At 40.2% G+C, this 12,913-nt stretch carries 13 protein-coding genes, 2 tRNA genes and 1 rRNA gene; 4 read left to right on the forward strand and 12 right to left on the reverse strand.

Annotation, left to right across the window (positions count from 1 at the left end):
• Positions 1-159: 159 nt before the first annotated feature.
• The 3 genes from AC0VZ5_RS14510 to AC0VZ5_RS14520 all read right to left on the reverse strand — a co-directional run bounded on the left by AC0VZ5_RS14510 (position 160) and on the right by AC0VZ5_RS14520 (position 2,033).
• A tRNA-Ala gene (locus AC0VZ5_RS14510) sits at positions 160-235 on the reverse strand.
• 111 nt (positions 236-346) lie between these two features.
• Positions 347-423: transfer RNA gene (locus AC0VZ5_RS14515), tRNA-Ile, on the reverse strand.
• Positions 424-499: 76 nt separating this feature from the next.
• A 16S ribosomal RNA gene (locus AC0VZ5_RS14520) occupies positions 500-2,033 on the reverse strand.
• Between the two features lie 621 nt (positions 2,034-2,654).
• Between AC0VZ5_RS14520 and AC0VZ5_RS14525 the strand changes: the two genes are divergently transcribed.
• Positions 2,655-3,134: an RNA recognition motif domain-containing protein gene (locus AC0VZ5_RS14525; RefSeq protein WP_475473424.1), complete on the forward strand. Its 480-nt coding sequence runs from the start codon at positions 2,655-2,657 to the stop codon at positions 3,132-3,134.
• On the opposite strand, the gene murI is transcribed toward AC0VZ5_RS14525, so the two are convergent.
• Both murI and AC0VZ5_RS14535 read right to left on the reverse strand, forming a co-directional pair.
• Positions 3,097-3,885 carry a glutamate racemase gene (gene murI / locus AC0VZ5_RS14530; RefSeq protein ID WP_475473426.1) on the reverse strand — a complete coding sequence of 263 codons (789 nt, stop codon included), beginning with the start codon at positions 3,883-3,885 and terminating at the stop codon, positions 3,097-3,099. The genes AC0VZ5_RS14525 and murI overlap by 38 nt on opposite strands.
• 66 nt (positions 3,886-3,951) lie before the next feature.
• Positions 3,952-5,076, reverse strand: coding sequence for a DUF5610 domain-containing protein (locus AC0VZ5_RS14535; RefSeq protein ID WP_010393043.1), 1,125 nt, complete (start codon positions 5,074-5,076; stop codon positions 3,952-3,954).
• Positions 5,077-5,240: 164 nt separating this feature from the next.
• On the opposite strand from AC0VZ5_RS14535, the gene trmA reads away from it, so the two are divergent.
• Positions 5,241-6,338: a tRNA (uridine(54)-C5)-methyltransferase TrmA gene (gene trmA / locus AC0VZ5_RS14540; RefSeq protein WP_138608198.1), complete on the forward strand. Its 1,098-nt coding sequence runs from the start codon at positions 5,241-5,243 to the stop codon at positions 6,336-6,338.
• Between the two features lie 9 nt (positions 6,339-6,347).
• On the opposite strand, the gene AC0VZ5_RS14545 is transcribed toward trmA, so the two are convergent.
• The 5 genes from AC0VZ5_RS14545 to ccoG form a co-directional block, all read right to left on the reverse strand.
• A complete protein-coding gene (locus AC0VZ5_RS14545; RefSeq protein WP_411737675.1) occupies positions 6,348-6,800 on the reverse strand; it encodes a 2-thiouracil desulfurase family protein in 453 nt (150 codons plus the stop codon).
• 62 nt (positions 6,801-6,862) lie between these two features.
• Entirely contained in the window at positions 6,863-7,501 is a 639-nt protein-coding gene (locus AC0VZ5_RS14550; protein ID WP_008113400.1) for a thiol:disulfide interchange protein DsbA/DsbL, read from the reverse strand.
• A 19-nt stretch (positions 7,502-7,520) separates the two neighbouring features.
• Entirely contained in the window at positions 7,521-8,144 is a 624-nt protein-coding gene (locus AC0VZ5_RS14555; RefSeq protein WP_036980428.1) for a thiol:disulfide interchange protein DsbA/DsbL, read from the reverse strand.
• Between the two features lie 36 nt (positions 8,145-8,180).
• On the reverse strand, positions 8,181-9,155 hold the full coding sequence (locus tag AC0VZ5_RS14560) for a serine/threonine protein kinase (RefSeq protein ID WP_055013406.1): 975 nt from the start codon (positions 9,153-9,155) through the stop codon (positions 8,181-8,183).
• Between the two features lie 78 nt (positions 9,156-9,233).
• The gene (ccoG, locus tag AC0VZ5_RS14565; protein WP_010393031.1) at positions 9,234-10,664 is read right to left on the reverse strand and encodes a cytochrome c oxidase accessory protein CcoG; all 1,431 of its coding nucleotides are present in this window, start codon (positions 10,662-10,664) and stop codon (positions 9,234-9,236) included.
• 283 nt (positions 10,665-10,947) lie between these two features.
• Between ccoG and AC0VZ5_RS14570 the strand changes: the two genes are divergently transcribed.
• Both AC0VZ5_RS14570 and AC0VZ5_RS14575 read left to right on the forward strand, forming a co-directional pair.
• Entirely contained in the window at positions 10,948-11,307 is a 360-nt protein-coding gene (locus AC0VZ5_RS14570; protein ID WP_010393028.1) for a hypothetical protein, read from the forward strand.
• Entirely contained in the window at positions 11,307-11,513 is a 207-nt protein-coding gene (locus AC0VZ5_RS14575) for a hypothetical protein (protein WP_010393026.1), read from the forward strand. The genes AC0VZ5_RS14570 and AC0VZ5_RS14575 overlap by 1 nt, the downstream gene beginning before the upstream one ends.
• Before the next feature lie 32 nt (positions 11,514-11,545).
• Here AC0VZ5_RS14575 and AC0VZ5_RS14580 read toward each other — a convergent pair whose 3' ends face one another.
• Together AC0VZ5_RS14580 and AC0VZ5_RS14585 are read right to left on the reverse strand one after the other, a co-directional pair.
• Positions 11,546-12,133: a UPF0149 family protein gene (locus AC0VZ5_RS14580; RefSeq protein ID WP_138608186.1), complete on the reverse strand. Its 588-nt coding sequence runs from the start codon at positions 12,131-12,133 to the stop codon at positions 11,546-11,548.
• Between the two features lie 21 nt (positions 12,134-12,154).
• Positions 12,155-12,913: a type II secretion system protein N gene (locus AC0VZ5_RS14585; protein ID WP_010393022.1), complete on the reverse strand. Its 759-nt coding sequence runs from the start codon at positions 12,911-12,913 to the stop codon at positions 12,155-12,157.

A 12,913-nucleotide genomic window follows, 5' to 3' on the forward strand; every position in this document is an offset into this window, starting at 1 on the left:
AACTCTGTACAAATAACAATGTTATTCATACGAATTTTATTATCAGCTTTTCCAAATTTTTAAAGAGCAGAGAATCAAAAACTTCTCAAAATTAAACACACTCTATTCTCAGGTGATTGTGCTACCCGATAAAAGAATATTTATTTTTAAGAAGTAAAGTGGTGGAGCTAAGCAGGATCGAACTGCTGACCTCCTGCGTGCAAGGCAGGCGCTCTCCCAGCTGAGCTATAGCCCCACATATGCTGGTCTTACTGTTTGTATACCGACTTCTTTTTAAGACAAGGCGTAAGTTTAGGCCGTTTAGTTCACTAAACAACGAAGCTTACAACGAAGTATTAAGAAGAAGTGGTGGGTCTGAGTAGATTTGAACTACCGACCTCACCCTTATCAGGGGTGCGCTCTAACCAGCTGAGCTACAGACCCAAACAATAAGTGTTGTTCTCTTTACAATTAACAATCATCTGTGTGGACACTACGAACAAATAAGTTCTAAATCGTATAAGGAGGTGATCCAGCCCCAGGTTCCCCTAGGGCTACCTTGTTACGACTTCACCCCAGTCATGAATCACTCCGTGGTAAACGTCCTCCCGAGGGTTAGACTATCTACTTCTGGAGCAACCCACTCCCATGGTGTGACGGGCGGTGTGTACAAGGCCCGGGAACGTATTCACCGCGTCATTCTGATACGCGATTACTAGCGATTCCGACTTCATGGAGTCGAGTTGCAGACTCCAATCCGGACTACGACGCACTTTAAGTGATTCGCTTACTCTCGCGAGTTCGCAGCACTCTGTATGCGCCATTGTAGCACGTGTGTAGCCCTACACGTAAGGGCCATGATGACTTGACGTCGTCCCCACCTTCCTCCGGTTTATCACCGGCAGTCTCCTTAGAGTTCTCAGCATTACCTGCTAGCAACTAAGGATAGGGGTTGCGCTCGTTGCGGGACTTAACCCAACATCTCACAACACGAGCTGACGACAGCCATGCAGCACCTGTATCAGAGTTCCCGAAGGCACCAAACCATCTCTGGTAAGTTCTCTGTATGTCAAGTGTAGGTAAGGTTCTTCGCGTTGCATCGAATTAAACCACATGCTCCACCGCTTGTGCGGGCCCCCGTCAATTCATTTGAGTTTTAACCTTGCGGCCGTACTCCCCAGGCGGTCTACTTAATGCGTTAGCTTTGAAAAACAGAACCGAGGCTCCGAGCTTCTAGTAGACATCGTTTACGGCGTGGACTACCAGGGTATCTAATCCTGTTTGCTCCCCACGCTTTCGTACATGAGCGTCAGTGTTGACCCAGGTGGCTGCCTTCGCCATCGGTATTCCTTCAGATCTCTACGCATTTCACCGCTACACCTGAAATTCTACCACCCTCTATCACACTCTAGTTTGCCAGTTCGAAATGCAGTTCCCAGGTTGAGCCCGGGGCTTTCACATCTCGCTTAACAAACCGCCTGCGTACGCTTTACGCCCAGTAATTCCGATTAACGCTCGCACCCTCCGTATTACCGCGGCTGCTGGCACGGAGTTAGCCGGTGCTTCTTCTGTCAGTAACGTCACAGCTAGCAGGTATTAACTACTAACCTTTCCTCCTGACTGAAAGTGCTTTACAACCCGAAGGCCTTCTTCACACACGCGGCATGGCTGCATCAGGCTTGCGCCCATTGTGCAATATTCCCCACTGCTGCCTCCCGTAGGAGTCTGGGCCGTGTCTCAGTCCCAGTGTGGCTGATCATCCTCTCAAACCAGCTAGGGATCGTCGCCTTGGTGAGCCATTACCTCACCAACTAGCTAATCCCACTTGGGCCAATCTAAAGGCGAGAGCCGAAGCCCCCTTTGGTCCGTAGACATTATGCGGTATTAGCAGTCGTTTCCAACTGTTGTCCCCCACCTCAAGGCATGTTCCCAAGCATTACTCACCCGTCCGCCGCTCGTCATCTTCTAGCAAGCTAGAAATGTTACCGCTCGACTTGCATGTGTTAGGCCTGCCGCCAGCGTTCAATCTGAGCCATGATCAAACTCTTCAATTAAAAAGTTTTTTGTCTTTCGACAGCTCAATGAATTCTGAATTTATTTAATATCTTTCGATATTGAATTGACTGTGCTGCAATTCCTACCTAAGTAGTTATTGCTGTTGGTCACTCAGTTTAAATTGAGACTCTAAATTTGTTTGCCTCACTACCTAAGTAGCTTGGCTGTTAGAACTCAATCTGTACGAGTGCCCACACAGATGATTGCTTTATATTGTTAAAGAACGTTGCGACGTTGTCGCTAGGGATGCGTATAATACATCCTTTATTTTTCGAGTCAACACTTAATTTTAAACTTTCTTACGATGATTTAAACTCAAGTTTTATTTAACTCTCTGAGTAGTTTGTGCCTCGCTATGCGTTGGCGTTCCCCTTCTCAGTGGGGTCGCATTATAGGGAGATCCGAAAACAGATCAACCTTTTTTTTAGATCTTTTTACTGTTTGCTCAACTTTCAAGCAAATACTATTGAAATGGTATGGAAAGAGCTTACTTTAGGTCGTTTTTTGCACTCTTATTAACTATTTACTATAAATTTCATTGCTATGTTCAATTAAGACGTTAAGATAGCAAGTTCACAATGTTAAATTAATGTTTATTTCCTGTTTATTGGTAGATCAAAATGAAATTACCCGATCAAAAATCTTTTATCTTTGCAGTTATTCTTGCTGTTGTTGGTTTTGTTATCGTTAAGTTTGCACTTGCAAGCCTAGCATTAGACCCTGCACTACTATTTGGTGTTGGTTTATTAATTGGTGGACTTGTCATTGCTGCAATGTCATCAGTAAGTGCAGAAGAAGCCGAAGTAAAAACAAAAACACTTTATGTTGGCAATCTTCCTTATCGCGCAAATGAAGGCGTTGTACGTGCTTTGTTCGAAGAGCAAGGCAAGGTATTTAATGTTCGTTTATTGAAAGATAAGAATACTGGCAAACGTCGCGGCTTTGGTTTTGTTGAAATGGCTCAAGCTGATGCGGATAACGCAATTGCTAAGTTAAATGATAGTGAGTTCCAACAACGTACTTTAAAAGTACGTGAAGCAAAACAAAAACAAGAAGATGATTCTAACTCTTATCGCTCAGAGTCGGATCAAACAGTGTAACTTGCTTAACGGCTAGTTTATCACTACATATATCAGCCGTTGCATAATACCGCAGCGGCTTTTTTATGCCTGCTTGATTATCGCTTAAATTTAGTAAAGATCTAACTCGCTTAGCAATAGCCGCACCAGAATCTAACAACTCTATATGTGCTTTAAAGTAATCACTAATTGGTTTAGCAAGAATAGGAAAGTGAGTGCAGCCTAATACCAGCACATCGATATCTTTATTAATATTTAATCGGTTTAACTCAGCGTGCAGCTTTTCTATATCTAGGTGTTGGGTAAAAAAGAATGTTTCTGCCAGGGTGACCAATTCAACACTACTATATAAGCTTGTAGTTATAAGTGAGGCATGCTCTTTAATCAGTCTATTCGTATATGAACTTGCTACTGTAGCAGGGGTTGCCAATAATCCAATATGCTTTGATTGTGTTATTTGTGCTGCGGGCTTAACTGCGGGTACAACCCCTACAATTGGAATATCTGTTATTTTTCGTACCGCACTTAATGCAGATGTTGAGGCGGTATTGCAGGCTATAACAATTAAGTCGACATTGAGCGACTCATTTTTGATAAATTGGATTAGTCCACATAAGCGACTAATTATAGTCTGCTGCGACAGTGCACCATAAGGCAATAATGCATTATCCATGAAGTAACTATATTGAGCGTGAGGAATGCTTTGCTGAATATGCTCAAGTACTGTAGTTCCACCTATACCTGAATCAAATACCATGATGTGCGCTGACAAACTACCATTCCTACTCTTTACTTAGAACGGCAGTTTGCCATGAGGCTTTTATAAAAGAAAGTAGTTTTACTCAGCGTCTAGTTTTGCAGTAGCTGTGTTTAATTTATCTAAGTTTTCAAACATGGTGTTAGTGTAATCAACCAGTTTATCTATTTCTTGTTGATCTTGATTTAGCCATTGAATGATACCTGATAGCTGGCTTTCTAATCCTAGTGCTTGCGCTTTAGAGTAAGCCGATTTTAGATCATCATTAAAAGGCGCGACAGTTTCGGCAATGGCCTTTTCTGAGGTTGGCTTAATTTGTTCATACTCTTTAATAGCTGCCACAGTTTTGCTTTGACGTAAGTCCATTGAAAATGCCACCAGCTGTTCATTTCCTAAGCTGAGTTCTTGGGCTTGTTCAAATGCTTTATCTAAGTCACCACTGAAAAAGGTTTTACTTACATCTTGTAACTCTGCCATTAAATCATTTATAGCTTGCTGTTCGTCTTCATTAAGCTCTCCATTTACTGACATAGAAAATGACAACTCACGAGACTCAGAAAATTGCGTACTAAATGCTTGTGAGCTTTCAGTTTGCTGATAGCGACTAGATGACTGGGATTGGTAAGCGTCTGCAAAACTAATACTCACCTCATCACCTTCTGCGGTGGTAAAAGTGTAATCAGCGCTGTTACTAAGGTTCACATACTGCGATTGACTAACCGTTACGCTTGCTGGCTGAGGATTAAATAAGTTCTGCTCAAATTTATCAAGGCCATTAAAGATGCCCTCTTTTGATTTATCAATACCCTCTTCAAGCTCTTGATTAAATACGCCCATACCTTTTAATTCATCGACAGCTTCATCAACACCTGTTTGCACGCCTTTACGTGCCTGATTAAGTATATCTTGTAGCTTGTCATCATCGGCACCATTGGCTTTGGCTTTTTTTACTGAGCTGGTCACAAAGTCTAAAACATTTTTGACTACTTCATTAAAATCAAACAATGGTTTGTCTTTTTTCGCTTCAGCAACCGGCAAGCCTAATTCTTTTGCCATTTTGTCACCCAATACGGCAGCAGCCAATTCTTTTCCGCGTTGCTGATAGCTAGTTGGTGGGGAGTCTATTTTAGGCTGTGGCATTGCTTGCTTAGTATTGTATTTATTGGCATTGCTGTTTGGAACAAAACTAAAGTTACCTATTTTCATGAGAAGACTCCTATTTAGACATACTCTTATATCGGCCAAGTAAGCCTATACTGTAGTAAAATGCTTAAAAAAAGCTCACTATATTTGATCAAAACTAGACAAATACGCTTCGCTCCCTACAATAGCGCCGATAAACAGATCTCAACGATAAGGTTATACCGTTAATGGCAGTTATAAATATAGATACCACGCAGTACGATGCACAATTAAATGAAAAAGAGCAGCGTATTACAGAGCAGTTTCAACGTTTCGGTGTAAAACAGTTAGAAGTATTTAGCTCTGAGCCTATTAACTACCGTCAACGTGCAGAATTTAGAGTATGGCACGATGGTGACGATCTGTTTCACATTATGTTTGATCAACAAACGAAAGATAAAATACGTGTTGATACCTTTGACCCTGCAGCTCCTTTAGTAGGTGAAGTTATGCAGGTAATGATTGATAACTTAAAAGGCTGCGAAGTACTGCGTCGTAAATTATTTCAAATAGATTATTTATCGACCCTCAGCGGTGAAATTTTAGTGAGCTTGCTTTATCACAAGCCACTTGATGAAAACTGGTTAACTGAGATTAATGCCTTAAAGGAAAAGCTAAGTAGCCAGTACAAAATTGACTTTATTGGCCGTGCACGTAAGCAAAAAGAAAAATTAGGCGATGACTTTGTTACTGAGCGTTTAATGGTAAATGGCCAAGAGCTAATCTATCAACAGGTAGAAAATAGCTTTACTCAGCCTAATGCGAAGGTGAATATTAAAATGTTAGAGTGGGCACAAGAGCTATGTAAACCACTAAACAATGATTTACTAGAGCTGTATTGTGGTAACGGAAACTTTTCAATTGCACTTGCGGGCTCATTTAATAAAGTGCTGGCAACAGAAATATCAAAATCGTCTGTGCATTCAGCGCAATATAATATTGCTCAAAACAAAGTAACTAACTTAGATATTATTCGCATGTCGAGCGAAGAGTTTACTCAGGCAATGAAAGGCGAGCGTACTTTCTCTCGCTTAGATGGTATTGACCTTAGTAGTTACAACTGCCAAACCATTCTAGTCGACCCACCTCGTGCTGGCATGGATACCCTAACGTGTGATTTAGTGGCTAACTATGAGAATATTATTTATATATCATGCAACCCAGATACGTTGGAGCGTGATCTTGATCACTTATGCCAAACCCATGAGGTTAAGCGCTTTGCAATATTTGATCAGTTCCCTTACACACACCATATTGAATCTGGTGTATTTTTACAGAAAAAATAAAATCCAATACTATAATGCCAGCGCCTTGATAAGTGCTGGTATTTGCTCTTCACTAAATACTTCAACTTGATTCTTTACCAATAGCTTAGCGGTCAGCCCCATGCCTTTTACTTTCACCCCACTATGGCTTCCATCATAAATTGTATTACGGCCACACGAAGGGCTAGACTCTTTTAGTAAAGCAAAGCGAATATTATGCTTATTACAAAGGGCTAATGCTTTATTAGCGCCAGCTTCAAATGCACTTGTTACATCCTCGGCAGTATTTGTAATAACTCGATTTTGCTTTATCTCAGCGGGCGCTCTAGGCACGAGTAAGCCACCAGCAATCTCAGGACAAAATACGATTAATCTATTTTGCTTTTGCCACAAATTAAGTTGAGGGTGCAATATTGTTTGGCCTTTACCATCATAACGAACTGGCAAACCTAACAAACAACTTGAGATTAAAATTTTTTCCATAATGAATTTTCTTCTCCAAATAAAAAAGCTCCTTTCGGAGCTTTTTTATTTCACTAAACTACTTATTTATTTGCTAAGTAGTTAATAAGTGCGCTTACATCTTCTGGCGATGAAATACCTGACTCGCCACCTAAGTTAAGCTTATATTTACCATTAACAATAAATGTTGGAACGCCACGCAGTGCCCCTTTTCCTTTAAAGTAATCTTGGTCGCGCTTCATTTTAGAGCTCAGTGTACGTACCGAGAAGCTTTCAAATAATTTATCAAATTTGTCGCCATCTACACCTTGCGCTAAAAATACATCTTTTACATCTGCAAGCTCATTAAAACGAGCACGCTTTGCGTGAATGTGGTCAAACATCGCTGAAATAATTTTATCTTTTTGCGGTAGTACTTCAGCAGTAGCTAGTGCTTGGCTAATCATAGTTTGATGTTCTGGGTCACGAACGCCCACGAAATCCACATGGCTTTTCTTAAACTTTACGTTTTTGTCTAGCTTAGGTTTGATCTCAGCAAGCAGTGGCTCCATGTTATTACATGCAGGGCAGTAAAAAGAGAAAAACTCTTTTACTTCTGGCTTTCTGGTTGCACGATCAGAGACGACATCATAATGTACGCCCTCTTCGTAAGTGGCAGCAAAACTGGTTGCAGCTAAAGGGAGTAATACAGCAAGCAACCCTGCTTTAACTAATTTGATCATTATTATGGTGCTCCAAAAATTATAGTTTTAGTAAAAAGCTAATTAACTCATCAAGTTCTTGTTGGCTCTTGATTGTATTAATATTGATTTTATATTTGTCATTTACGATAAATGTAGGTACGCCAGTTAATGCGCCAAGCTCAGAATATTTATTCTGCTTATCTTGCATGGCACGTTCAGCTGCTATGATAGGCAAACTAGCAATATCATTATCAAATGTGCTGTTATCAATTGCGTTAAGCTCTAATAACTTCTTAACGTCTTTAATTTCTGTTAATGGTGCACGCTGAATATGGATGCTTTTAAAAATTTGCGCTGTTACTGCTTCGGCTTGACCATGTTTTTTTGCAATTAAGTAAGCAAAGCTCAGGTTACTTTGTGCTTGTGGTGAAACGCCCCCTAAAAAGTTAACATGATTTTTTACAAACTCAGCCCCTTCAGGTAAGTTTTCTGCAATCCCTTTTGCTACCGGCTCAAACTTAAAACAGTGCGGGCAATAGAAAGAGAAGAATTCGGTTACGTTTGGCGTTTTACTCTTTTCAACGTCAATCACAGTATATTGATTACCTGCTTCAAAGTTGGCAGCTAGTGCTGCGAAAGGTAAACATAGGATCAGTAAACTTAGTTTTAATTTTTTAAGCATGAATATCTCGTTATACTTCTTTTTTAAATAAAAATATTATGGCAATAATTTTAACGGGGCTTCTTGCAAAGCTGCAAGCTGTTCTTTAAGCGCTAAAATTTGTTGCTCCCAGTATTTGTCATCTGCAAACCATGAAAAGTTCCGTACAAAAGCTGGATCGCTCCAACGTTTTGCAACCCAACCCATGTAATGAATCATACGCATGGCGCGAAGCGGTTCGATCAGCTTCAGTTGTGAGTGATCAAAATCACAAAACTCTTCATACGCATTCACTAAAGTGTCTAACTGTAACAGCTGTGTTTGTCGATCGCCACTGAGCATCATCCATAAATCTTGAATTGCAGGTCCTTGGCGGCTATCGTCTAAATCAACAAACATCAGCGCATCCCCAGCCCATAAAATATTACCAGCATGGCAGTCTCCGTGTAAGCGAATACTGTCTACATTTTTATATTGCAGCTGCGCTTGGGCAATAACTAAATCTAAAATAGTGTAAAAGGAAGTTTCTAGTCCCATAGGAACTAAATTACTTTTTTGTAAATGAACTTTAGCTGTATGCAGGTATTCATCACAGCTAACGATTGGTCTTTGGGTAAAGGGCTGCGTTTTCGCTACTTGGTGCATGCGACCAATTAAACGCCCTAGTACGTCAAGCTGATCTAAATTATCGACTTCAAATAAACGCCCGCCTACACTTGGGAATAAAGTAAATAAATACCCTTGGTGTTCAAATAAACTTTGCCCATTATGCTTTATTGGCGCAACCACCGGTACTTCTGCGGCTGCCAGTTCAAAAGCAAAATCATGTTCCTCTTGAATTTGTGCTTTGCTCCAGCGCTCAGGCCGATAAAACTTAACAACGTAACGTTTTCCACCCTCAGCTACAAATTGATACACTCGATTTTCGTAGCTATTTAGCGCTAGCAACCCTGACTCAGCGTAAATATCAACGCTTTCGATGGCATCCAAAATAAGATCTGGGGTTAAGTCAATAAAGCTAAATTTACTCATATACTTCTTATATAAAAGAAAAGCGGGAATATCCCGCTTTTTTGTTAATATCAGTGTTCGTCTTTTAATACAGACTCTTTATCGCGCTTTAAAAAAGTTACTTTGCTGCGATATTTGGTTATCGGGTTCGTTTATTGGCGACAGTACAAAGTTAAACTCGGTCATTGGCGCTTTTAAATCATAAGGGTCCATTACTAATGATAACGGCACATTATGCGATTCACCAGCGTTCACCGTAAAGGTGGTATCACCTATGTATTTATAGTTATCTAACCCTTTAACATCAATAGAGAATGTTTGCTCGTACTGTGCCTTATTAATCACTTTTAAGGTGTAGGTGTTTTCAACTAAGCCATTAAAATCGACACGATACAACTGATTGCGATCACGGATAATATCAAAGTCCATAGGTTTACGCATAGCTATATTGGCTACCAACGCACCGGTAAGTAAGACTAAAATAATGCTGTAACCAATTAGCTTAGGACGCAGCGGATGAGTTTTATTCTCTGGGGTTTCTAAGTTACGCTCAGTGGTATAAGAGATAAGCCCTCGAGGATAATTCATTTTGTCCATTACGCCGTCACAGGCGTCAATACACGCGCCACAGTTTATACACTCGTATTGCAGACCATTACGAATATCAATCCCAGTTGGGCAAACTTGCACACACAAGTTACAGTCAATACAATCACCTAACCCCAGCTCTTTTGGGTCTTGTTTACGCGAACGTGGCCCGCGGTTTTCACCACGCGCTTCATCGTAGCTTACAGTAAAGGTGTCTTTATCAAACATTGCTGACTGAAAGCGTGAGTATGGGCATATATGTAAACACATAATTTCGCGCATCCAACCCGCATTACCATAAGTACAAATAGTAAATACAATAATACTAACTAAGGCATAACCGCCCACATTAAATGTAACAAATTCTGGGAGTAGTTCGCGAATAGGCGTAAAGTAACCAACAAAGGTTAACGCTGTATATAGAGAAAATAGCACCCAACTAGTGTGCTTTGCGGTTTTTCGCCAGAATTTATCAAAATCCATTGGCCGCTGATCTAACTTTTTACGTTGATTAGCACTGCCCTCAAATTTTTCTTCAAACCAAATAAAAATGAAGGTCCATACTGTTTGCGGACAGGTATAGCCACACCATACTCGGCCATAAAAAGTAGTCACTAAAAATAGAGCAAACGCCGCAAGCATAAAAATAAATGCAAGAATAGTGAAGTCTTGTGGCCACAGGGTTAAACCAAAAATATTAAACTTTTGCTCCATTAGCTCAAACAACACAGCTTGCTGACCATTAAAGTTGATCCAAGGCAATAACATAAACGCTAGCATGCCTAAAAAGCCGATACGTTGTCTTAGTAATTGATGAAGCCCTGTAACCGCACGTACATAAATGCGATTGCGGGGGTTAAATCTATCTTCTTGACGGCTCAGATCAGGTTTTTGGATCTTAACCTCTGTTGGTATGTTTTTTACTTTAATTTGCTTATCCATTGAAGTTCCTCAACGCCGCTAGGAAATAAAAATTCAGCAATCTTTTTGTACTTTTCGCCTAAGTGTAACAACTTGCATGCTAAACATAATACGCTTTAAGTCGCACTTGTGTACTTTCAGATATTTCAGAAATATCTAACTACGGCCTCTTATTATACGCATATTAGCTAAAATTACTGACTAGATTGCTAATAATTTATTCAATTTGTGACTTGCTTTTAAGGTGTATTTTATTACACTTGCCGGCTACTAAAGTGTTGTTTGGATCAAGGTTTGTATATTTATGAAGAAATTTTTTATACTAGTGGTTGTGATCCTAGCATTTTTTACCGTTGATCATCCTTTGGTAAAAGAGCCGCGCGAACGGTTGCTCGGTGATGGTATCGGTTTGTTAAGCAGCTCAACTAAAGTAGATCGCTTTCCTGTAGCAACCATGACGAGAAATAAAGTGAATCAACAATTAGCACTTTCTCGTTCTGAGCAAGACTATGTTGCTAAAACATTTACTACGGATGAATCAGTCAAGTTATTTGAACTACGCTATTGTCGCCAAGGTGATCTAAACCTCTATTTTTACGAAGAACGATTACTTACTGTATGTCGTATTATCAAAGAGTCATTAGCGCAAGCGAGAGTAAAGTAATGGATTTTTCTGGATTAAATAAAAAAGCAAGTAACTCATTTCATAAACATCGCACCATGCTTAAGCAATTGGCACAGGGTAAAACGTTAAAATGCGAACATTGTAATGGCGTATTAACCCTTAACTTAGCCACCAGCGAACCCGGTAAAGGAGTAATACAGTGCAAACAAGGTTGCACTGATATTGAATTAGAAATTGGCGGTTAGGTGTTAAGAACAACGTTTAAGCGCTAGAAAACTTACTCCTCCCACCCTTCATCAGTATACAAGCCACTGTTAAGCGCTACAATTTCGATAAGTTCAGCAAAACCTAATGCAAAGTCGCCCATTAACTCGTACTGCTGCTCACATAAGTGTAATTCATCAATATTATTTTGCTGTGCAATTTGCGTAATGATTGGTTTATCGAGAGCAAAAAAACTGAGCGTAGCCTGTGCGCTTTCAAGCGCTTGCTTGTATTGAATATCTAGTTGCTCACTTGCTAGTAACTTGTGGGTATACGCTTGGCTTGCGGTTAAAAAACCCGCTGACCATTGCTGGCAAAAGTCATATTCAAACTCAGCGGGTAACTTATAACCCAACTCAAATACTTGCTCACTCACCTGATGGTGTAATGCCATAAACAAAAATAACATGTCTTCATCAAGGTCGTTTGCTGTATCAGGGAGAATGTTTTCTAACCATTGGTGAACTTCTAGCGGCTCAGGTGAACATATAACGCCAAATAAATAACCTTGGCTTTGCGTAAGGCTCATTGCGCCTGATTGGGTATTTAAAAACTCGCTGAGCAGCTTGGCATGCTGCTCAGTAAACTGAGGTATTTGCATTAAAACTCTTTATATAAAATATTAAAATTTAAGTGGGTAACGACCTTGGTTATCTGGTCTGCCTAAAAACTTCACCGCGTCATGAACTTCTTTGGGTAAAGTTAGATCAGGTTTAACATATCCCGCAACTTTAAAGTCAAAATTAGCCTTTAGTGTAGCATCTGCCTCAAGCCCTAATCTATTGTCTGGCTCGATGAGTATAGCAACATCGCCCGACTTACAACTTAATTTGCCACTGAGATCACCAATATTGAACCAACCAGTTAAACCTTGTACGTCAATATCAGGGCTGGCTATTTCACCTTGGAGTGATTGACAATATGGCGCTCCAGAAACGTATTCATCAAGCTCTAAGATTACACGTCCTTTAGCAGTAACTGGTAACGGTAAATCAATTCGCTGCATTGCTCGCTCAACCGTTGAACGCACTACGGTATCAGTTATTTTAAGTTCATCATTTGCTAGTGAATAACTAATATCTGCATAGCCCGATATGTCACTGCGTTCGCGAGGATTACCAAAGCGTAAGTTAGTATTCACTTGAGCTTTAAATAAGGCCCAGCCAGATATATCCCAGCGTACATTATTTAATTGCTCACCTTCAAAGCGCAGCTGCATAACTTGTCCCTGCCACAACGTGCCAGCAGTTTGTCCTATTTCTAGCTGCGGTGGAAAATACGGTTTAGCTAAATTTACAGCAACCGCAGCCGGTAATTTAATAACGCTAAAAACAATAAAGCTCATTAAAAAAACGATGGATAATATTATTATTTTTTTCAT

Source organism: Pseudoalteromonas sp. QJM3NY_12 (assembly GCF_056173165.1).